Origin of the sequence: Niallia sp. FSL R7-0648 (assembly GCF_038007005.1) — a bacterium.
GTDB lineage: Bacteria > Bacillota > Bacilli > Bacillales > Cytobacillaceae > Niallia > Niallia circulans.
In genome coordinates, this window is sequence record NZ_JBBOWE010000002.1 from 813,877 (window position 1) to 832,785 (window position 18,909).

At 37.0% G+C, this 18,909-nt stretch carries 18 protein-coding genes and 1 riboswitch; of the genes, 13 read left to right on the plus strand and 5 right to left on the minus strand.

What is annotated here, in order from left to right; translation table 11 throughout:
* Nucleotides 1-19 precede the first annotated feature (19 nt).
* Entirely contained in the window at nucleotides 20-463 is a 444-nt protein-coding gene (locus NSQ89_RS24020; protein ID WP_047940882.1) for a DUF4064 domain-containing protein, read from the plus strand.
* Nucleotides 444-2,012: a glycoside hydrolase family 43 protein gene (locus NSQ89_RS24025; RefSeq protein ID WP_095258277.1), complete on the plus strand. Its 1,569-nt coding sequence runs from the start codon at nucleotides 444-446 to the stop codon at nucleotides 2,010-2,012. The genes NSQ89_RS24020 and NSQ89_RS24025 overlap by 20 nt, the downstream gene beginning before the upstream one ends.
* A 197-nt stretch (nucleotides 2,013-2,209) precedes the next feature.
* Here NSQ89_RS24025 and NSQ89_RS24030 read toward each other — a convergent pair whose 3' ends face one another.
* From NSQ89_RS24030 to NSQ89_RS24040, 3 genes are read right to left on the minus strand one after another with little or no spacing between them, the layout of a single operon-like run.
* Complete coding sequence (locus tag NSQ89_RS24030) at nucleotides 2,210-3,082, minus strand: glycine betaine ABC transporter substrate-binding protein (RefSeq protein WP_341133387.1); 873 nt, start codon at nucleotides 3,080-3,082, stop codon at nucleotides 2,210-2,212.
* 48 nt (nucleotides 3,083-3,130) lie between these two features.
* A complete protein-coding gene (locus NSQ89_RS24035; RefSeq protein WP_061796980.1) occupies nucleotides 3,131-3,961 on the minus strand; it encodes an ABC transporter permease in 831 nt (276 codons plus the stop codon).
* The gene (locus NSQ89_RS24040) at nucleotides 3,958-5,154 is read right to left on the minus strand and encodes a quaternary amine ABC transporter ATP-binding protein (RefSeq protein WP_061796978.1); all 1,197 of its coding nucleotides are present in this window, start codon (nucleotides 5,152-5,154) and stop codon (nucleotides 3,958-3,960) included. The genes NSQ89_RS24035 and NSQ89_RS24040 overlap by 4 nt, the downstream gene beginning before the upstream one ends.
* Nucleotides 5,155-5,769: 615 nt before the next feature.
* Here NSQ89_RS24040 and NSQ89_RS24045 point away from each other — a divergent pair.
* A complete protein-coding gene (locus NSQ89_RS24045) occupies nucleotides 5,770-6,852 on the plus strand; it encodes an NAD(P)/FAD-dependent oxidoreductase (protein WP_061796976.1) in 1,083 nt (360 codons plus the stop codon).
* A gap of 197 nt (nucleotides 6,853-7,049) precedes the next feature.
* On the opposite strand, the gene NSQ89_RS24050 is transcribed toward NSQ89_RS24045, so the two are convergent.
* Nucleotides 7,050-7,847 (minus strand): hypothetical protein, encoded by a 798-nt coding sequence (locus NSQ89_RS24050; RefSeq protein WP_341133388.1) that lies wholly within the window; start codon nucleotides 7,845-7,847, stop codon nucleotides 7,050-7,052.
* A 483-nt stretch (nucleotides 7,848-8,330) separates the two neighbouring features.
* On the opposite strand from NSQ89_RS24050, the gene NSQ89_RS24055 reads away from it, so the two are divergent.
* The 6 genes from NSQ89_RS24055 (at nucleotide 8,331) to NSQ89_RS24080 (ending at nucleotide 13,496) form a co-directional block, all read left to right on the plus strand.
* Nucleotides 8,331-9,503, plus strand: coding sequence for an ABC transporter substrate-binding protein (locus NSQ89_RS24055; protein WP_341133389.1), 1,173 nt, complete (start codon nucleotides 8,331-8,333; stop codon nucleotides 9,501-9,503).
* 179 nt (nucleotides 9,504-9,682) lie between these two features.
* Entirely contained in the window at nucleotides 9,683-10,558 is an 876-nt protein-coding gene (locus NSQ89_RS24060) for a branched-chain amino acid ABC transporter permease (RefSeq protein WP_047940874.1), read from the plus strand.
* A gap of 12 nt (nucleotides 10,559-10,570) precedes the next feature.
* On the plus strand, nucleotides 10,571-11,506 hold the full coding sequence (locus NSQ89_RS24065; RefSeq protein ID WP_047940873.1) for a branched-chain amino acid ABC transporter permease: 936 nt from the start codon (nucleotides 10,571-10,573) through the stop codon (nucleotides 11,504-11,506).
* Complete coding sequence (locus NSQ89_RS24070) at nucleotides 11,499-12,281, plus strand: ABC transporter ATP-binding protein (protein WP_047940872.1); 783 nt, start codon at nucleotides 11,499-11,501, stop codon at nucleotides 12,279-12,281. Before NSQ89_RS24065 ends, NSQ89_RS24070 begins: the two co-directional genes overlap by 8 nt.
* Nucleotides 12,281-12,988, plus strand: a complete 708-nt coding sequence (locus NSQ89_RS24075) for an ABC transporter ATP-binding protein (protein WP_047940871.1) — start codon at nucleotides 12,281-12,283, stop codon at nucleotides 12,986-12,988. Before NSQ89_RS24070 ends, NSQ89_RS24075 begins: the two co-directional genes overlap by 1 nt.
* 181 nt (nucleotides 12,989-13,169) lie before the next feature.
* Nucleotides 13,170-13,496, plus strand: coding sequence for an MGMT family protein (locus NSQ89_RS24080; RefSeq protein ID WP_047940870.1), 327 nt, complete (start codon nucleotides 13,170-13,172; stop codon nucleotides 13,494-13,496).
* A gap of 97 nt (nucleotides 13,497-13,593) precedes the next feature.
* Here the strand turns inward: NSQ89_RS24080 and NSQ89_RS24085 are convergent, their stop codons facing one another.
* Nucleotides 13,594-14,544, minus strand: a complete 951-nt coding sequence (locus tag NSQ89_RS24085) for an L-lactate dehydrogenase (RefSeq protein WP_047940869.1) — start codon at nucleotides 14,542-14,544, stop codon at nucleotides 13,594-13,596.
* Between the two features lie 363 nt (nucleotides 14,545-14,907).
* A riboswitch (TPP riboswitch) is annotated at nucleotides 14,908-15,007 on the plus strand.
* A 130-nt stretch (nucleotides 15,008-15,137) separates the two neighbouring features.
* Here NSQ89_RS24085 and tenA point away from each other — a divergent pair.
* Genes tenA through NSQ89_RS24105 form a run of 4 tightly spaced genes read left to right on the plus strand, consistent with a single transcriptional unit; the run spans nucleotide 15,138 to nucleotide 18,705 of the window.
* Entirely contained in the window at nucleotides 15,138-15,824 is a 687-nt protein-coding gene (gene tenA / locus NSQ89_RS24090) for a thiaminase II (protein ID WP_047941041.1), read from the plus strand.
* Complete coding sequence (locus tag NSQ89_RS24095; RefSeq protein WP_047940868.1) at nucleotides 15,821-16,417, plus strand: ECF transporter S component; 597 nt, start codon at nucleotides 15,821-15,823, stop codon at nucleotides 16,415-16,417. The genes tenA and NSQ89_RS24095 overlap by 4 nt, the downstream gene beginning before the upstream one ends.
* Entirely contained in the window at nucleotides 16,395-18,008 is a 1,614-nt protein-coding gene (locus NSQ89_RS24100; RefSeq protein ID WP_341133390.1) for an ABC transporter ATP-binding protein, read from the plus strand. The genes NSQ89_RS24095 and NSQ89_RS24100 overlap by 23 nt, the downstream gene beginning before the upstream one ends.
* Nucleotides 17,974-18,705, plus strand: coding sequence for an energy-coupling factor transporter transmembrane component T family protein (locus NSQ89_RS24105; RefSeq protein ID WP_341133442.1), 732 nt, complete (start codon nucleotides 17,974-17,976; stop codon nucleotides 18,703-18,705). The genes NSQ89_RS24100 and NSQ89_RS24105 overlap by 35 nt, the downstream gene beginning before the upstream one ends.
* Nucleotides 18,706-18,909 lie beyond the last annotated feature (204 nt).

The window sequence follows — 18,909 nt, forward strand, 5'->3', positions numbered from 1 at the left end:
GGAGAAGGGAACGAGGGAAATGAAACGGAAATGGGAAGTAATAATTGGGATGGCAGGAATGGTGTTAAGTGTTCTATTTCTAGGAGGATTTTCGCTAACAATGACCTCCATGGATACAGAAACATATAAAGAAACAGTCTTTCCTATTCTGCAGGAAGGCGTTTCTTCCGGTGAGATGCAGGATAGTTTAGAAGCCATGAATGTCTTAGCTATATGGTTCGGTATTACACTAATACTCGTCCTAGCATTTGTTATAGTTGCGACTGCTTTCATCTGGAGAAATCGACATCCGAGATGGGCTGGAGTCCTCTATCTCGTTGCTGGATTTTCAACATTGATAGGTACCCAATTTATTGCTTTTCCCATCGCCTTTCTCTTTTTTCTAGCAGGAGCGTTATGTTTGTTGCGAAAAGGAGTTAATGTGAGTAAGAAAGGAGAAGGCTATGTATCGAACCACTATTAAAAATCCTATTTTACGTGGTTTTAATCCAGATCCCAATATTTTAAGGGTAGATAATACTTACTATATTGCTGTTTCCTCTTTTGAATGGCTGCCAGGAGTACGAATCTATCAGTCTAATGATTTAGTAAATTGGGAACATGAGACAGATATTATTACGAATCAAGTTGATTTAAGAGGAAATCCACAAAATGGCAGCATATGGGCTCCGCAAATTAGTTATTCAGAGGGGCTGTTCTACCTTATTTATACAGATGTTAAAAGTACAAAAAGACCATTTAAGGATTGTCATAACTATTTGATTACCGCGCCAAGTATAAATGGTCCATGGTCAAGTCCTGTATATCTAAACAGCAGCGGATTTGACCCATCCTTATTTCATGACAAAGATGGACGCAAATGGCTGTTAAACGAAATATGGGATTATCGTATGATAACAGGAAATAAATCAGCAGGTATTGTCATGCAGGAATATGATGCTAAGAATCAAACGCTGATTGGACCTGTTTATAAACTATTTGATGGGACAGAATTAGCTAAAACGGAAGCTCCTCATCTCTATTACTATGGAGACTATTACTACTTAATAACGGCAGAAGGAGGGACTGGGAAAGGGCATTCAGTAACTGTCTGCCGCTCAAAGGTAATAACAGGACCCTATGAATTAGATCCAGAATATCCTATGCTTACAGCAAGTGATAAACCTGAGTCATCGCTCCAATGTTCAGGACATGGAAGTATCGTGCAGACGTCCCTTGGAAATTGGTATATGGTTTATTTATGTACTAGACCATTACAAAATAAAGCCGCGATACTAGGAAGAGAAACAGCGATAGAAGAGGTTTATTGGACAGAGGACGGCTGGCTTCGCCTTTCATCTGGTACAAATGGACCCAGCTTGTTGACTGAAATTGTTACGCGCGAACAAGTAATTTTTCAAAACAATACTGATTTCGAGGATGACTTTACAGGCCCTTTAAAAAAAGAGTGGAATACTTTACGTATTTTAGCAGATGACTCTTGGTGTGATTTAACAAGTAGATCTAATTATTTACGTATGTTTGCAGGGGAATCCATTCAGTCCTTGTTCGAGCATCATATTCTTGCCATTCGTCAAAAAGACTTTCACTTTCAGGCCGAAACAAGCGTAGAATTTCACCCTACTACCTTTAATCAAATGGCTGGTCTCATGCTTTATTTAAATGATAGCAATTATCTATATGCTTACGTGACATTTGATGAAGAAAGAGGCCGAGTTCTTCGCTTTATGCGTTGCGAAAATGGACAATTTCAACTAGATCCGGCCATCATAACTATTACTGCAGGAAAAGTGCAGCTAAAGGTTATTGGAAACGGAGCGAGAGGAAACTTTTACTTTCGTTCAGATGAAGAACATTCTTGGCGAGAAGTAACCAGCAGCCAAGACCTCCTATTTTTGGCAGGGGGATTTACCGGAAATTTCATTGGGATAGCAGTCCACGATATGGATAAAAAAGCAAGTACATACGCTGATTTCGCATACTTCCGTTATGAGGGATTAGATAGTAATTGATTGAATCTACTTCTGTCATTTCCCATAGGAATGTAATAACGAAGCGGATCGGTGCTAGCGCTGTGGATAGCAATTACCATCAATCCTCTTTCCAAAAAAAAGCCCGGGACAATTATATGAAGATCGCATAAGAATCTCCATATAATTGTCCAGGGCTTATATTGGTTGGAATACTTGTGTCCCAACCGCTTCTTCATTTATTTCCCTAACATAGCTTTCACCTTATCTTGATTATTATCGATCCATTCCTGTGCAACTTCTTCCTCATCAGCGCCATCTTCGATTTTAACAATCATTTCTTCAATATCTTCAACAGGCATGCTCCAGTTGCTTAGGAATTCATGAACCTCAGGGGATTTTTCCTTTAGACCATTATTTACAACTACGTGAACTTCTGATGTCTTAAAGAAACCTTTTGGATCTTCCAATACTTTTAAATCATAATCAACAAACATTGGATGTGGACGCCATCCTAAGAAAAGGACAGGATCGCCACTTTTGATAAACTTAGAGGCTTGTGCCAGCATGCCACCTTCACTAGAAGCAACATATTCTAAATCTAATCCATATTCTTCAATCATTTCCTTAGAAGTGACGGTCATTCCGGCACCTTCTTCAATACCGTACACTTTTCCGCCAAAGAGATCTTCTTTTCCTTTTAAATCTTCGATACTGTCAATGTCCTCTATGTTAGAGGGAATGACCCAGCCAAGCTCCCCTTCTTTATAGCTGACTGCTAAGTCTTCTAATTGATTTTTGTATCGATTCATATAATTTGCATGCATATCAGGCAGCCAAGCATCCATAAATACATCTAAGTCACCGCGGGAAAGTCCTGTATAAACGCCGCCTGCATCTGCATTTTTCTCCTTAACCGTATAGCCCATATCTTCTAATAATAGTTTAGCAACTTTTGTTGGCGGGATGGTACTAGTCCAAGGAGTAACACCGAAAGTAACAGTTTTAGAATCTCCTGACTCGCTACCTCCTGTATTTTGGTTTTGGGAGGAACAGCCAATTAAAAGAGTGAATAGTAATAACATCAAAAAGCTAAGTTTTAATTTTTTCATAAATTCGTATACTTCCTTTCTCCTGTTAATTTGGTAGATTGTTTGTTTTTATGCTTTTTTTCCTAATCCCTGTGTTATTCGATCCAGGATGATGGCGAGAACAACAATCCCAAGTCCACCGGTAAGACCTAATCCAACATTTACACTAGAGATACCGGATAAAACAGTGCTTCCTAGTCCAGGAGAACCAATCATAGATGCAATAACAGCCATGGATAATGCCAACATAATAGTTTGGTTAATTCCAGCCATAATGGTTGGAATAGCATTAGGTAACTGAACTTTTACGAGCAGCTGCCAAGAAGTAGAACCAAAAGCTTTAGCAGCTTCTACGATATCAGCGGGAACTTGTTTAATGGCCAAGCTTGTCATACGGACTGCTGGTGGAGTAGCGAAAACGAAGGTAGAGATAACAGCTGGAACTTCTCCTAAACCAAAGAGTAGAATAGCAGGGATTAAATACACAAAACTAGGTAGTGTTTGCATGAAATCAAGTAATGGTCGGATAATATGATCCAATGTTCGATTTTTAGCAGTGAATATTCCTAAGGGAACCCCAACAACAATGGAGAAAAAGGTTGCTACAATAACAATAGATAGAGTTTGCATAGCACCTGTCCATAGACCTACCGAACCTAAGTAAAGAGCACCAATAATGGTAAAAAGAGCTATTCCTTTTCCCGCAAGGCGCCAAGCTAAAAGTGCTAAAAGGATTGCTATTACTTCAGCAGGGATAAAGGTGAATAAATTGGTGACAGCATTTATAAATATGCTTAACACTCCGCTGAAGGAGTTGAAAAAGTCACCTAAAACCGGCAGCAGCCAATTGTCTACAAATTGATTTGTCCATTTTTCTAATGGAAAGAAGAAGTAGTTCATATGATAGCCTCCTTTTGTTCTTTTCCGAGAATTAGTCCAGACAATATAGAGACTCGAACGATGATTCCTAACAATCTATTATTTTCTGTAACGGCAATAGGGAATTTTGATTCTGCCGCAACTCCAATTAAATCATTTAATGGGGTATCGTATGTAGTAGAATGGAAGTCGTGTTCTAATACGTCTTCAACCCACTTATTTTCCTTATAGGCATTAATGGCAGCATCAATAGTAAGAATGCCTTTTAGCTGTTTATCCTTATCTACTACGAAGATACTGGATAGACCGGCTTCTTCCATTTTTCTTACGGCCATCCTTGGACCATCTTTCCAAGTGGTAATAAGATCGGGCTGTTTCATAATTTGACCAGCAACTAACACTTTCGAACGATCAACATCTTCTACAAATGTCGATACATAGTCATTCGCTGGATTTTCCAAAATTTCTTCAGCTGTCCCTAACTGTACAATCGAGCCATTTTTCATGATGGCAATACGATCACCGAGCTTAAGAGCCTCATCTAAGTCGTGAGTGATAAAAATAATTGTTTTTCCTAGCTTGTTTTGTAAACGGATAAGTTCATCTTGCATTTCTTTGCGAATAAGTGGATCTAAGGCACTGAATGCTTCATCCATTAGAAGAATATCGCTATCATTTGCTAATGCTCTAGCAAGACCTACCCGTTGCTGCATCCCGCCGCTAAGTTGATGAGGGAAACTTGCCTCATAGCCTTTTAGGCCAACATCATGAATGGCTTTAATAGCCTTTTTTGAACGATCACTCTTCGGATGTCCTTGGATTTCTAAACCATATTCAACATTTTCTTGCACAGTTCGATTTGGAAATAACGCAAAATTCTGAAAAACCATGCTGAGCTTTTTACGTCGTATATCAATAAGTTCCTTTTTATTCATGGTAGTAATGTTTTTCCCGTCAATTAGCACTTCACCTGAAGTTGGCTCAATCAGTCGGTTAATAAGACGTATAAGAGTAGATTTTCCACTGCCGGATAATCCCATTATGACAAAGAATTCTCCTTGTTTTACTTGGAAAGAGGCATTATCAACACCAATTGTCATTCCAGTTTCTTTCAGTATTTTTGTTTTATCTTCGCCAGCCTGTAGTCTTTTCAGCCCTTCTTTTGGGTTTCCCCCAAATATTTTTGTAAGATTTTTAATTTCAATTTTAGGCATTAATCACTTCTCCTTCTTTTTTATTTAGGAGAATTTCCGAATATGGATAAATAAATAGGAAATAAAAAATAAAACCGATTATTTTTAGAGGAATAGTAGGAATTAAGCGAGTGTTATGGCAATACATTTAGTGGAACTTTGGGTAAAAATTAGTTTGATATAGTATTACTTGCTTGTTGTTACTCCCAGTATGGCAATGGGACTTATCCATATCCTTCTCCTGTAGAGTCCTTCTTATTATATAAAACAAATAATAGGCAGTGCAAACGTGAAAATATAGCATATCCTGTTTATATCGTTCGTAAAGTTTTTTCTGATTAAATTAAATATACTGAATACTTATAAATACTACCTTATTCACTAAATAACTCTAGATTCTGACTTTTAGTTTATAAAAAGCAAGTACGATCTAAAACGGGCAGTTACTTCTATATTCTAAGTAAAGAGATTGTTTTATTTCACAAAATGTTGTTTAAAAGTTACTAGATAGGATTGAAAAAATTCCAAAAACAAGGTAGTATGTAAATGAGAATGATAATCAATTTAACTAATAAACTGAATGAGTTAATCATATATAGATAGTATAAAACTTTCAATATAGGAGTGAGCGGGTTAATGGATCATACAGAACTATTCGATGTGACGATAATTGGCGGCGGGCCAGCAGGTCTATATTCTGCTTTTTATAGTGGGCTTAGAGAAATGAAGACAAAAGTTATTGAATTTTTACCACAGTTAGGCGGAAAGCTGCATTTATATCCAGAGAAAATGATCTGGGATGTTGGCGGCATCACTCCAATGCCAGGGGAAAGGTTGAGAGAACAGCTTGTCCAACAGGGACTGACCTTTAACCCAGAAGTAGTGACAAATACGAAGATTCATTCTATCTCCAAAAATGAGGAAGGAATTTTCTTGCTGGAAACAGACTCAGGAGAAGTTCATTATTCCAAAACAGTCATTGTGGCGGTAGGAAGCGGAATCGTCACTCCGCAAAAATTAAAAATTGAAGGTGCCGAAAGATTCGAAGTGGCAAACCTAAACTATACGGTAAAATCCTTAATGCATTTTAGAGATAAAGTAGTTGTTCTTTCTGGAGGCGGAAACTCTGCCGTGGATTGGGCTCTTGAACTAGAGCCGATAGCTAAGAAGGTGTATTTAACATGTAGAAAAGATACACTTGCTGGTCATGAGGCAAAAGCGAGAGAATTGCTAGAAAGCAATGTAGAGTGTTTGTTCCATACCTCTATTACTAAACTGATTGCGAATGAAAATCATGATCGTATTGATTCTGTTGAATTAACGAATACACAATCAGAAGAGGTAAAGACTTTAAAAGTAGATGAAGTAGTTATCAATCATGGCTATGAAATGGATTCGTCGCTTTTAAAAAATAGTAAATTAAAAATTGACATGCTTGAAGATTTCTACATAGCAGGTAATGCTAATAGTGAGACATCTGTGCCAGGAATATTTGCTGCTGGAGATATTCTAAAGCATGAAGGTAAAGTCCATTTAATTGCCGGTGCTTTTCAAGACGCAGCTAATGCAGTCAATAAAGCTAAATTATATATTCAGCCAGAGGCAAGTAATAGCGCAATGGTCTCTTCACATAATGAACTATTTGAAGAGAAGAATAAAGAATTAATTAAAAATATGATTCAATGCGATGATTGTTCAGTAATGAAAATACGAGCTTGATTTCAATTGATTGCTACTTGGTCCACATTTTTATTGCATAGTCAAAAGATCTATTGGAGAAGACGGATTTCCGCTTATCCAATAGATCTTTTTTGTTAGATGGGAAAAGTAGCAAGCTTTGGCTGGTTTCTCAATTTTGGCTGAAAAGCATCAAGTTTTGACTGGAACCCAGTGATTTTCACTAAAAGTAATACGAATTATTCTGTTGAGACAGTCATCATTAAAGCATTTATTGGTACTTCTCCCGTTTCTATAGTATAAACAATATTTCCTTCTTCCCATCTCGCCATATACTCTACTTTATCAGCATTTTCCGGATAATTTACTTCTATTCTTCCATTTTCCTGTGGGACGGGCAGAGCATTTTCCTCCAAAAAGTCCACCATTTTTCTTGCGATATCAGTAGTGTCTAACTTATCAGCAGAAATTGATTTAATTTGTAACACCCATCGTCCCTCTTTCCAAAGTAAATACGAACTTCCCGCTGCTCCTTCCTTCATTCCAGTAATTTGATGTCCCAAAACTACCTTCATTTCATCTGGTATTGAATCTAATGAAACCTCGGGAAAAAGCTTCTCTTGTTTGTTTTTATCATGGGATGTTTCTGCTTTAAAAGTAGCAAGCAAATTATCATTTGTATCTAAAGATTCATCATTGATGGAGACAGGTTCTTGCGTTCGATAGAATGATATAGAATATTGGTCTGTTTCATTTTTATTAATTTTAGCTCCCATATATTCAGAATCAGTGATCGGAAATTTCATCGGTAATTTATTATCTTGCATCTTGAGCATAGAGCGAATTTCTTTCATCTGTTCATTGTTTGATGGGGATTTCTCCATATTTTGTTCCTTTTCCGTATTAGCTTTAGCTTGTCCAGCTGCGTCTGCTTTCTCCGCTGTCGACAGATTTGATTGACTTTCGGCTGATCCATTGGAGCAGCCGCTTGCAATAAGTGAAAAGATAAAGAGTGAAGAAAATAGAAATTTTTTCATACATCGTACTCCTTTCTATGCCTTATTAATACTGTATATTCCCTAAAATAAGAAAAAAATGAGTTATATTAAAAATTTAAAAAATTTATGAATAAATTTTCAGGGTGGAAAGTCGCGTTTGTGTAAGAAAAAGTAACTTATATTCATGGTGAATATTGATGAATTGTTAAGTATACATGGAAACCAAATTATTATGGTAAAAAAACTAACAAAAAGAAGATGATTTATTTTATTCCTAATAGAATTGTTAGAAAAAATTTGAAATTTATTCCTTTAAATGTTATAAATGATAACATTATGGTGAAGTTTGTCGGGTATTGATTATTTTTGTCTAGTTCGTTATGATTAATTTCGCAATATAAAAATGATTCGAATAGTCTGACTAGTCAAATTATGATTCGGTAAGCACTTATATTTAATATGTAGTGTCATTTTCTTCCTATTGTCAGAATAATCAAACAAAGTAAAAAGAGGAGAATTAGTATGAAGAAAAAATTAAGTCTTTTAATAACAGCTTCTACATTGGCTGCTGGAATATTGGCTGGGTGTAGTGCTGGTGGTAAAAATGCATCAAAAGAGGATGAATTTAAGGTTGGAGTAAATCTGGAGCTTTCTGGAGCTGTTGCATCATATGGACAATCATTAGAAAGCGGTATTGATTTAGCTATTAAAGAGATTAATGCAGATGGTGGAATAGATGGCAAGAAAATAGTTCCTGTTAAGGTAGATAATAAATCTGATTTAACGGAGGCAACTAATGGTGCATTGAAGCTAATCGACCAAGATAAGGTTTCAGCAATTATAGGTGCGGCTACGAGTGGTGATACAGTAGCACAAGTGCAAATAGCCAATGATAAGCAAACAGTCTTATTAACTCCGTCGGGTACAGCACCAAACGTTACGGTTAATGAGGATGGAAAGCTAAATGAGTATGCATTCCGTACATCCTTTATTGATCCTTTCCAAGGAAATGTGGCTGCAAATTTTGCTATTAATGATTTGAAAATCAAAAATGCTGCCATTTATGCTGATAGTGCAAGTGATTATGCAAAAGGATTAGCTGCAGCATTTAAAGAGACATTTACAGCTGCTGGTGGAAAAATAGTATTAGAAGAATCTTATGTTGCAAAAGATACAGATTTTAGCGCGACATTAACGAGAATTAAAGGGAAGAATCCAGAGTTTGTGTTTATTCCTGGCTATTATGAAGAAGTTGGCTTAATTATTAAGCAAGCGCGCGAAATGGGTATAACAGCTCCTTTTATGGGTGCTGATGGCTGGGATTCTCCAAAATTAATTGATTTAGCAGGAGCAAAGAACTTAAATAATACGTTTATTACAAACCACTATTCTTCGGAAGATCCAGATGAGAAAATTCAAAAGTTTGTTTCAGCATTTAAGGACGAATACGGAAAAAGCCCAGATGCATTTAATGCTTTAGGTTATGATTCTGTTTATCTATTAAAAGATGCTGCTGAAAGAGCAGGAAGTACTGATTCGGATAAGATTAAAGAAGAATTGGCAAAAACAAAAGATTTATCGTTGATCACTGGGATAGTGACAATCGATGAAAATCATAACCCGATCAAATCAGCAACAGTTTTAGAATATCAAGATGGAAAACAAGTATTTAAAACAAAGGTTGATCCAAAATAAGACTTGATGGATGGGGAGGGAGAGCCTCCCTATTTTCCATGGAAAGAAAATTAGAGATAAAAGAATGATAGAGATAGAGAGTATGAACAAAAACGTTTTTTATAAGAATTAATTAGCAGTAGGCTATGCGAAAAGTTATTGCATTGACGCATGCTTAGCAAAAGGGAGTGAATAAATAGATGGAATGGATACAACAGCTAGTTAATGGCATTTCCTTGGGAAGTATATATGCTCTTATCGCCTTAGGATATACGATGGTATATGGAATCATTAAACTTATTAACTTTGCTCATGGCGATGTATTTATGGTTGGAGCATTTATTGGCTTTTATGCTATTACTGGTTGGGGACTTAGTTTTTTTCCAGCTTTGATTGTTTCCATGATTGCTTGTGCTATCTTTGGGATTATCATTGAAAGAATTGCATATAAACGGTTGAGAAATGCGACAAGAATCGCTGCCCTAATTACAGCAATCGGGGTTTCTTTATTAATCGAGTATGTTTTTATTTATTTTAGAGGTGCGGGCTTAGAAACCTATCCAAGCGTTTTGCCAACAAAGACATTTGATGTGTTTGGTGCACAAATTACAAGTAAGTCCCTAATTATTTTAGGAACGTCGGTTGGATTAATGTTGATTTTGCAATTTATCGTTCATAAAACGAAGACAGGAAAAGCAATGCGGGCGGTTTCTCATGATATAGACGCTGCAAGATTAATGGGGATTAATGTAGACCGGACTATTTCCGCTACTTTTGCCATTGGTTCTGCTTTAGCGGGAGCAGCAGGCGTTATTTTCGGCGCTTATTACACAAAAATTGAACCACTAATGGGAGTTATTCCAGGATTAAAGGCATTCGTTGCAGCTGTTTTAGGGGGAATAGGAATTATTCCAGGAGCGATGATTGGCGGACTTATCTTAGGGGTAGTTGAGACGGTTGTTAGTGCTTTAGGTTTTTCTTTATGGAGAGATGCTGCGGCTTTTATTATTTTAATTTTGATTCTTATCTTTAAACCATCAGGTATTCTTGGTAAGAATACAAAAGAGAAAGTGTAGGTGACTGGAAGGATGAAAAAATCAAAAGCTTTTTGGATATTCCTTATACTGTCCGCACTTATTTATGGCGTAATTCAGTTCCTGATGACTGGCGGCTGGATTGACACTTTATACAGCAATATGATTATTTTAATGGCTATCAATATTATGCTGGCAGTTAGCTTGCATCTTGTCATAGGAATTACCGGACAATTTTCAATTGGTCATGCTGGCTTTTTGGCGGTAGGGGCATACGTATCAGCAATTGCAACGATGAAGTTTCAAATGCCTTTTCCAATTGCTATTTTAGCTGGTGGAATTGTTGCCGCACTAGCTGGACTGTTAGTTGGAATTCCAACCTTGCGATTAAGAGGCGATTATTTAGCCATTGCCACATTAGGATTTGCAGAAATTATTCGGATTTTCTTCTTAAATATCGATTATGTCGGTGGGGCAGCGGGAATGCAGATTACTCATTTGACTACTTGGACAAGTACGTTTATTTGTTTATTTATTACTATTCTAGTCATTGTTAATTTTACTAATTCAAGACATGGCCGTGCAGCCATTGCAATTAGGGAAAATGAAATTGCGGCAGATGCAATGGGAATTAACACAACTTATTATAAGGTTGCCGCTTTTGCACTAGGGTCTTTATTCGCTGGGGTAGCCGGTGCGCTTCAAGCTCATAACTTTTATATTATTAACCCAACTAACTTTGGATTTTTAAAGTCCTTTGATATTTTGATTTACGTGGTCCTTGGAGGATTAGGGAGTTTATCAGGATCTGTTATTGCAGCAAGCTTCTTGACCATTATTTCTACTTATCTTCAAGATTATCCAGAAACGAGAATGATTATATATAGCCTTGTTTTAGTAATCGTCATGCTCTATCGTCCAAAAGGATTAATGGGAACAAAGGAAATTACAGATTTGTTTAAACGCAAAGGAGGTAATTCCAATGACTAAGCAGGAACCTTTATTGCAAATGAAAAATGTAGGTATTTCTTTTGGAGGCTTAAAAGCAGTGTCCGCGATTGATGTAGAGCTCAATCAAGGAGAGTTAATTGGACTAATAGGTCCGAATGGAGCGGGGAAAACGACTACCTTCAACATGTTAACTGGTGTATATGCGCCAACAGAAGGAGAAATTCTTTTTGACGGAAAAAGTTTAAAGGGGTTGCAGCCTTTTCAGGTAACACGTAGAGGGATTAGTAGAACCTTTCAAAATATACGTTTATTTGAAGAACTATCTGTTTTAGATAATGTAAAGGTAGCTTACCATTCTTTGGCTAAGCACTCTATGCTAAGCAGTATTTTGCGGTTCCCTTCCCACTTTAAAGGGGAGAAGGAGATGGAGGAAAAATCAATAGAGTTTCTTAAGATTTTTCAACTCGACCGTTATATGAAGGAAAAAGCGAAAAATCTCCCGTACGGTCAGCAGCGCCGTTTAGAGATAGCAAGAGCTTTAGCGGCGGGTCCTAAATTGTTGCTATTGGATGAACCTGCTGCAGGGATGAATCCTCAGGAAACACATGAACTGATGGAATTGATTGCCTTTATTCGCAAAAAGTTTCAGCTGACCATTTTACTTATAGAGCATGATATGCCTCTTGTTATGGGGATTTGTGAGCGGATTTATGTTTTGGATCATGGGCAATTAATTGCAGAGGGAACACCTGAAGTGATTAGAAATCATCCAAAAGTAATCGAAGCTTATTTAGGAGAGGAGGTTGCTGAATAATGCTTCATATAAAGGATCTAAATGTATACTATGGAAATATTCAGGCATTAAAAGGAGTAACGCTTGATATTAAGGAAGGAGAAATAGTAACGCTTATTGGTGCGAATGGAGCGGGGAAAAGTACATTATTAAAGACATTATCCGGTCTAATCAAGCCCAGAAAGGGTTCTATAGAATATTTAGGCAAGTCTATTGCAGGAAAGCCTGCACAATCGATTGTAAAGGCAGGTATGTCACATGTTCCAGAGGGAAGACGTGTTTTTTCTAATATGACTGTGGAGGAAAATCTTGAACTAGGTGCCTTTTTACGAAAAGATAAACAGGAAATTCAAAAGAATTTACAAAAGGTTTATGAGATTTTTCCGCGGTTATTTGAAAGAAAAAAACAATTAGCTGGTACTTTATCTGGTGGAGAACAACAAATGCTGGCAATGGGAAGAGCTATAATGGCAAAACCGAAATTGCTTCTTTTAGATGAACCCTCCATGGGATTAGCACCGATTATTGTTCGTACCATTTTTCAGGTTATTCAAGAAATTAATGAAGAAGGAACGACGGTTTTATTAGTGGAGCAAAATGCCCATATGGCATTATCGATTGCACATAGAGGATATGTCATTGAAACAGGAAAAGTGGTTTTATCAGGATCTGCACAAGAATTACAGGAAAGTGATGAATTAAAGCAGGCTTATTTGGGTGGGCATTAAATAGTAGATTTGGAAGAACTGGTTATTCACTGGAATAACAGTTCTTTTTTATTTCTTGAAGAATCTCCCGGTTGAATTAACATTTCATCTATTTCTCTCTTGCTCTATCATAAATGACAGATACGCTTTTTAAGTGGAAAAGAATTTTGTTAGAATAGTAGTAAATATAGGAGGTTAGATGATGAACCCTTTTACAAAAAAAGCAGTGGAGATTATTACAGATATTCCAGAAGGAAAAGTAATGACCTATGGACAAATAGCTGCTGTGGCTGGAAGCCCTCGGGCAGCAAGACAAGTTGTTAGAGTTCTTCATACCTTATCAGAAAAATACCAACTTCCTTGGCATAGAGTGCTTAATAGTAAAGGCTGTATTGGATTAAGCGGTGAACATGGCCAGCTTCAAAGAAGATTGCTAGAAGCAGAGGGAATTGTATTTCAGCAAAACGGATCGCTTAATTTAAGAGAATATGGATATGAACCGCTGAATTTTATCGATGAACAGATTTAATAGTTGTAGACTAATAGAAGATATTGCTAAACTAGCTGAATTTATAAAATGCAGCAAAAAGCCTATTACGACAGCAGCAATAGGCTTTTATCACTTATTAATTTAGAGCTGATCTCATTGTTTGTTGTAAAACTTCGACAGAATGATTAAATTGTTCTGTTTCTTTTTTATTTAATTCTAGCTCCAGTACTTCACGGATTCCTTGGCGGTTAATAATGGCAGGTACACCAATATAGATGTCTTTATGACCATATTCCCCATCTAGGTATGCAGATACTGGTAAAATAGAGTTCTCATTGCCAAGAATAGCTTTTGTAATGCGGACAAGTGACATGCCGATTCCATAATAAGTGGCACCTTTTCGTTCAATAATATGATAAGCTGCATCGCGAACGTTAATGAAAAGCTCATCTAAGTCTTTTTGAGAGTATTTATCATTTTTAGCAAGCTTTGTTTCAATGCTTTCTAATCCAATCGTTGTACTGCTCCATACAGGCAGTTCCGTATCTCCATGCTCACCGATAATAGCAGCATGGATGTTTCTTGTATCAACGTCGAAATACTCACCTAGCATATAGCGGAAACGAGCAGAATCTAATGTGGTTCCAGAACCGATTACGCGTTCCTTCGGAAGACCAGACTCTTTCCAAACCACATAAGTCAGAATATCAACAGGGTTTGTCGCAATTAAATAAATTCCATCAAAACCGCTAGCAGTAATTTCTTTCACAATACTTTTGAAAATAGCTGTATTTTTGGCAACTAAGTCTAAACGAGTTTCTCCTGGTTTTTGAGGTAGACCGGCAGTAATGACAATTAAATCAGCTTCTCCACAGTCTGAATAGTCGCCAGCCCAGACTTTCGTTGGTGCTGGGGCAAATGGGATACCATGATTTAAATCCATTGCTTCCCCTTCAGCTCTTTCTTTGTTGACATCAATCAAAACGAGTTCTTCTGTAATGCCTTGATTAATTAATGAATAAGCATAGCTGCATCCTACAGCACCTGTACCAATTAAAACGACGCGGTTAATATTTTGCTGTTTCATTTTTTTTGCAACTCCCTTTTTCTAAATAGATTAATAGTTTTAAAGCTATTTATTGCTAAATGGAGAACAAATTCGTTAATCATTTACTGTGTTGTTACTTTTCTCCATAATATCTTAGAGTTCTTTCTTTTGTAAAATGTTATTACTGTTTATATAGTGATTATACACTTAAACTTTGTGAAAAACATCACATAAATATGTCTATTTTGTGAAAGTTTCTAAAAAATCATCGATTACATTTCGCTTATATTATAAAATTTTCCCTTTTGAAACGAAGGATAAACAGAATAATCAAAAAGTATCGGTGAATAATGATTGACAAAAATTATATTTATTCGGTAATGTAGTAAGTAACTGAATAGGAAAATCCACTAGGGGAGCCTTTTTGGCTGAGACAAGATTATTTGGACCCTTTGAACCTGATCTAGTTCATACTAGCGTAGGAAAGTGGAGTCGGCCCATTGAATATTAGTGTTTTATTTATTCATTATAAAGCCACTCCATTTTTGGAGTGGCTTTTTTGTATAGCAAAGTTACTCCATATTTTCCTTTTCAGCAAAAATTATCAGGAACAAAAGAAGGAGGAAATGGAAATGAGTTTTTCACAAAAATTACGTGCACAGGCTGAACCAATCTTTCAGGCGATTATGGAACATCCATTTGTGCAAGGAATTGGTAAAGGGGATTTAAAGAAAGAGCAGCTTATACATTATGTGAAACAAGACTTTGAATATTTAAATGCTTTTATGAAAATTTATGGATTGGCGATTTCAAAAAGCACGAACAGAAAAGACATGGAGCTATTTAATAACCAAATTTCCTTTGTGCTTCATAGTGAGATACATCCTCATAATAATTTTTGCGAGGTAGCAGGTGTTAAATACGAAGACCTACAAGGATTCCCAGTAGCTCCCTCTGCTCACCATTATATTCGCCATATGCTAACAGTTGCACATCAAGGTGGAATTGCTGATATTATCGCGGTGCTTTTACCTTGCCCATGGACGTATGTAGAAATCGGGAAAAAACTTTTAGAAGAGGTAAACCCAGATAGTAGCCATCCTTTTTATGACTGGATCCATTTTTATGGGGATGGCCCTATGACAGTTACTACTCCGCTTTGTCAGCGATTAGATGAACTTGCTGAAACACTTAATGAAGAACAGAAGGAAAAGTTAATGGAATACTTTTTATTAAGCTGTCAGCTAGAATATAAGTTTTGGGATATGGCATACCATGTGGAGGAGTGGCCAGTAAAGACGTTTGAGGTGTCTATATGAACTGGAAAGTTAAAGAGGTTGTCTTACTAGTAGTGATTGCCGTGGCATGCGGTGTTCTCTATATGGGCTGGTCCACTTTATGGCTCCCTATCTCAGCGCTTGTCGGCCCTGTTGGTGCTAACTTTATGTTTGGCATATGGGTGATAGCCAGCCCGATAGTTGCTTTTATTCTGCAGAAGCCAGGAGCTGCTTTAATAGCAGAGGTAGTAGCAGCTTCGGTCGAGCTCTTGATTGGCAGTCACTTTGGTTTATCAGCCCTTTTGATCGGCGTATTCCAAGGAGTCGGGGCAGAAATAGCATTTGCGATATTCCGTTATAAAAAATATCATGTTTCTGTCTTAATGTTATCTGGAGGGTTGGCTGCTTGTGGAAGCATGCTTTATAGCCTTCTAGCAAATGGTTTTTCCTATTATACGACGACAACACTTATATTAACCTTTGTTATTCAAGTAATAAGTGGTCTTATTTTGGGTGGACTATTAGCAAAGGCAATTGTAGAGGGGCTGGGAAAAACAGGAGTCTTAAAGGGCTATGCGATTTCTAAAGTGAATCGAAAAAAGGAGAGTAATGATGAGTTCATTGTTAGGATGTAACCATCTGTCTGTGCGCTTCTTGGAGGATAAGGAACCTGTCCTCCAAGAAGTGACACTACATATTAATCAAGGAGAAAAAGTATTAATCCTAGGTCCAAGCGGCAGTGGGAAATCTACTATTCTATCTGTTTTAGCGGGCATTATTCCAGAACATATTGAAGCATATGTATCGGGAGAAGTGATTAGGAGAAAAAGCACAGGGGTTCTTTTCCAAAATCCTGATACCCAGTTTTGCATGCAGCATGTTGATGAAGAAATTGCCTTTAGTCTCGAAAATAGAAAGGTACCCAGGGAAGAAATGGATGCTATTATTTTTGAACTTCTTGAAAAGGTAGGACTAACAATAGAGCCACATACTCCTATTGCAAATCTTTCAGGGGGAATGAAACAGCGTCTAGCACTTGCCTGCCTTTTAGCATTGGAGCCAGAGGTGCTTTTTTTAGATGAACCAACAGCACAGCTAGATCCGGCAGGTAGAAAAGAAGTCTTTGAAGTAATGAAAGATACTGCAGCTGGAACTGGGCAAACACTGATAATGGTAGAGCATGTGTTAGATGGCTGTATCGAATGGATGGATCGTGTCATTCTTTTCAATAAAAAAGGGCAAATAATTGCTGACGGCACCCCAGCTATGGTAGTTAAACAATATAAAGCGGAGATGCAAGAGGCAGGTATATGGCTTCCACAAGTTTTTCCACATAAGTGGGAGGATATAATCCAAAATGAAAATCATTCGAGAAGACTAGAATTAATTAAGGCATATGAAAGAAAAAGGACAGCGGCTCTGGAAATAAAACCCGACCCTATTCTGGAAGTGAACAATTTAACAGCAGCTTACTTTAAAGAGAACATTTTAGAAAACATTGAGTTAACCGTAAATAAAGGAGAATGGATTGCTGTTATTGGCAATAATGGTGCGGGAAAAAGCACCTTTTTAAAGCTGCTTGCTCATCTTAAAAAGAGCCAAAAAGGAGACATCCGCTTTCATGGGAAGGATTTGAAAAAGTGGAAAGACAGAGAGCTGTATCAGCACTTAGGGTTTGTATTCCAGAACCCTGAGCTGCAATTTATTACTCAAACGGTTTTTGATGAAATATCATTCTCCGGTCTTCAATATCAATGGGATAAAGCGGCTATTCATAAAAGAACGACAGAGCTTTTGCAGGAATTTGGATTAAAGCCTTATCAAAATCAACATCCTTTCACCCTTAGCTTTGGGCAGAAAAGAAGATTAAGTGTAGCTACGATGCTGTTATTAGATCAAGATATTCTTCTATTAGATGAACCTACCTTTGGGCAAGATGCAAAATCGTCGCATGATTTATTACAGGTTCTTGAAAAAAGAAAGAAAGAGGGAACTTCCATTATTATGGTTACACATGATATGGATATAGTGGATCAATTTGCAGACAAAGTCGTTGTCTTACAACAAAAGAAGCTGGCTTTTGCTGGTCAGCCGTATCTACTTTTTTCGAATCAAGAGCTTTGTAAAAGGCTAGCTATTATCCCTCCTATTCATTATCAATTAATCGCTGATTTAAAGGAGGGTGAAGACAATCAAAAGCAACGAGTCTTATCTATCACATCTTAATCCAGCGATGAAATTAATGACCCATATTATATTAATGGTTATTTTAATGACGATTCAAAGCGTATTTTCGACTGCAGCAATTTGGCTGTATGTGTTAATACTTGGTTTAACATTGGGAGGATGGAAGGGGAAATTTCTTGTTAAAGTGCTTCTCCCATATTCTATTTTTTTTATGCTTACGTTTTGGATGTTAGCGGCGTTTGGAAAAGGAGAAACAGTCGTCTGGAAGTGGGCTTGGTTTCAAGTAACCGAAGAAAGTATCAATAGTGGTTTGCTTATTGCCATGCGGATGCTAGCATTTGTGACAATCGGATTGCTTTTTACAACCACCACGAATTTATACGAATTAATGATGAGTCTTATCCATCAATGGAAATTATCTCCGAAATGGGCATATGGAATGATGGCTGGTTTTCGCTGCATACCGATGTTCCAATCAGATCTTGCACAATTAAAGGAAGCACATCGAATTCGAGGTTATAAACATAGCGGCACCTTTAAGGCATTCTTCCGTTATGCAGTTCCCTTGTTAACACAGGCAATTCGCCGCTCTGAGCAGATGGCGATGGCAATGGAAGTAAGAGGATTTACAGGAGAAAGGGATAGAACATATTTTCAAAAAACGTCTATCACATTATTTGATTATTTATATTTTAGCATGATGATGAGTGCTACTTGTCTAGCTGTATTTATATAGGTCTTGGCAGTTCAGGTCCCACATTTATTCATATCTTCTGGAATGTACACCAATTGAAATGAATAAATTGTAGGGGTCTGTTTTTTTGTTAGGATACGTGAACAAATAACTCCTTTCTCCCTAATCTCAAATATTTTATTTTAATTGTATTGACACTACCTGTATATACAACTATAATGAAAACGTAATCAATACTTGTATATA

Excerpts from the sequence above, each read along its gene's own strand:
- NSQ89_RS24070 (WP_047940872.1), top strand. The coding sequence starts at position 11,499 with ATGACTAAGCAGGAACCTTTATTGCAAATGAAAAATGTAGGTATTTCT.
- NSQ89_RS24045 (WP_061796976.1), top strand. The coding sequence starts at position 5,770 with ATGGATCATACAGAACTATTCGATGTGACGATAATTGGCGGCGGGCCA.
- NSQ89_RS24060 (WP_047940874.1), top strand. The coding sequence starts at position 9,683 with ATGGAATGGATACAACAGCTAGTTAATGGCATTTCCTTGGGAAGTATA.
- NSQ89_RS24085 (WP_047940869.1), bottom strand. The coding sequence starts at position 14,544 with ATGAAACAGCAAAATATTAACCGCGTCGTTTTAATTGGTACAGGTGCT.
- tenA (WP_047941041.1), top strand. The coding sequence starts at position 15,138 with ATGAGTTTTTCACAAAAATTACGTGCACAGGCTGAACCAATCTTTCAG.
- NSQ89_RS24080 (WP_047940870.1), top strand. The coding sequence starts at position 13,170 with ATGAACCCTTTTACAAAAAAAGCAGTGGAGATTATTACAGATATTCCA.
- NSQ89_RS24050 (WP_341133388.1), bottom strand. The coding sequence starts at position 7,847 with ATGAAAAAATTTCTATTTTCTTCACTCTTTATCTTTTCACTTATTGCA.
- NSQ89_RS24065 (WP_047940873.1), top strand. The coding sequence starts at position 10,571 with ATGAAAAAATCAAAAGCTTTTTGGATATTCCTTATACTGTCCGCACTT.
- NSQ89_RS24095 (WP_047940868.1), top strand. The coding sequence starts at position 15,821 with ATGAACTGGAAAGTTAAAGAGGTTGTCTTACTAGTAGTGATTGCCGTG.
- NSQ89_RS24030 (WP_341133387.1), bottom strand. The coding sequence starts at position 3,082 with ATGAAAAAATTAAAACTTAGCTTTTTGATGTTATTACTATTCACTCTT.
- NSQ89_RS24040 (WP_061796978.1), bottom strand. The coding sequence starts at position 5,154 with ATGCCTAAAATTGAAATTAAAAATCTTACAAAAATATTTGGGGGAAAC.
- NSQ89_RS24055 (WP_341133389.1), top strand. The coding sequence starts at position 8,331 with ATGAAGAAAAAATTAAGTCTTTTAATAACAGCTTCTACATTGGCTGCT.
- NSQ89_RS24025 (WP_095258277.1), top strand. The coding sequence starts at position 444 with ATGTATCGAACCACTATTAAAAATCCTATTTTACGTGGTTTTAATCCA.
- NSQ89_RS24035 (WP_061796980.1), bottom strand. The coding sequence starts at position 3,961 with ATGAACTACTTCTTCTTTCCATTAGAAAAATGGACAAATCAATTTGTA.
- NSQ89_RS24100 (WP_341133390.1), top strand. The coding sequence starts at position 16,395 with ATGAGTTCATTGTTAGGATGTAACCATCTGTCTGTGCGCTTCTTGGAG.
- NSQ89_RS24020 (WP_047940882.1), top strand. The coding sequence starts at position 20 with ATGAAACGGAAATGGGAAGTAATAATTGGGATGGCAGGAATGGTGTTA.
- NSQ89_RS24075 (WP_047940871.1), top strand. The coding sequence starts at position 12,281 with ATGCTTCATATAAAGGATCTAAATGTATACTATGGAAATATTCAGGCA.